This is a genomic window from uncultured Campylobacter sp. (assembly GCF_938018145.1).
GTDB lineage: Bacteria > Campylobacterota > Campylobacteria > Campylobacterales > Campylobacteraceae > Campylobacter_A.
The window spans coordinates 1-1,081 of sequence record NZ_CALIII010000002.1 but is presented as its reverse complement, the minus strand read 5'-3'; the positions used below and the strand labels follow the sequence as shown (position 1 = coordinate 1,081).

The 1,081-nt window shown below is 50.9% G+C and carries 2 protein-coding genes; both read left to right on the top strand.

Annotated elements, in window-relative coordinates; all coding sequences use genetic code 11:
* A partial coding sequence (locus Q0338_RS00035; protein WP_298084988.1) for a DapH/DapD/GlmU-related protein occupies positions 1 to 294 on the top strand: 294 nt, incomplete at its 5' end.
* A partial coding sequence (coaBC, locus tag Q0338_RS00030; RefSeq protein WP_298084987.1) for a bifunctional phosphopantothenoylcysteine decarboxylase/phosphopantothenate--cysteine ligase CoaBC occupies positions 281 to 1,081 on the top strand: 801 nt, incomplete at its 3' end. The genes Q0338_RS00035 and coaBC, both read left to right, overlap by 14 nt.

The window sequence follows — 1,081 nt, the reverse complement described above, 5'->3', positions numbered from 1 at the left end:
GACTGCGAGATAGGTAACGGCACAAACGTCGGCTGCGGCACGATCACGTGCAACTACGACGGCAAAGCCAAGCACAAAACGATCATCGGCAAAAACGTCTTTATCGGCTCGGACACCCAGCTAGTAGCCCCCGTAAAAGTCGGCGACGACGTGCTAATCGCCGCGGGAAGCACCGTAACTAGCGACGTACCAAGCGGCGCGCTAGCCATCAGCCGCACGAAACAGGTAAATAAAGAAGGGTTTTTTTATAAATTTTTTAACGACGCGAAAAGCGACGAAAATGCTAAAAAATAAAAAAATTTTGCTCGCGGTTTGCGGCAGTATCGCGTTTTATAAGGCTTATGAAATTTTATCCGCGCTAAAAAAAGAGGGCGCGGACGTGCGGGTTATGCTTAGCGAAGGAGCGCTCAAATTTTGCTCGGAAGCAGGCTTTGAAGCGCTTTGCGAACACAAAATTTTAACCTCGCGCACAGAGAGCTGGCAGGACGGACTAAACCACATCGCCTACGCCAAAACCGATCTCATCTTGATCGCGCCTGCTAGCGTAAATACGATAAACAAGCTTGCAAGCGGCATTTGCGATAACGTCTTTATGCAGACTCTGATCGCTAGCCCGGCTCCCCTACTCATCGCGCCCGCAGCCAACGACAAAATGATAAATCACTTCGCCACGCGCAAAAATTTCGAGTTTTTAGCGGCAAACGGCGCGAGATTTATCGAGCCGGTAGAAAAAACCCTAGCCTGCGGCGACACGGGTAAAGGCGCGCTAGCAGACGTTTCTACGATCATCTACGAAACCAAAAGGATGCTAACGGAGCCAAAATTTAAAGGGCAAAAAGTGATCGTCACGGGCGGCGCCACGAGCGAAAAGATCGACGACGTAAGAGCCGTGACGAATCTATCCAGCGGCAAGATGTCGCGAGCGCTTGCCGACGCATTTTATTACGCGGGCGCGGACGTGACGCTGATAGCCAGCTTTGAGACGGCAAACGCGCCTTATAAAACGCTCAAATTTCAAAGCTCGGCGGAGTTAAAAGAGCTGCTGCACGCAAATTTGACGGACGCAAATTTACTCGCGATG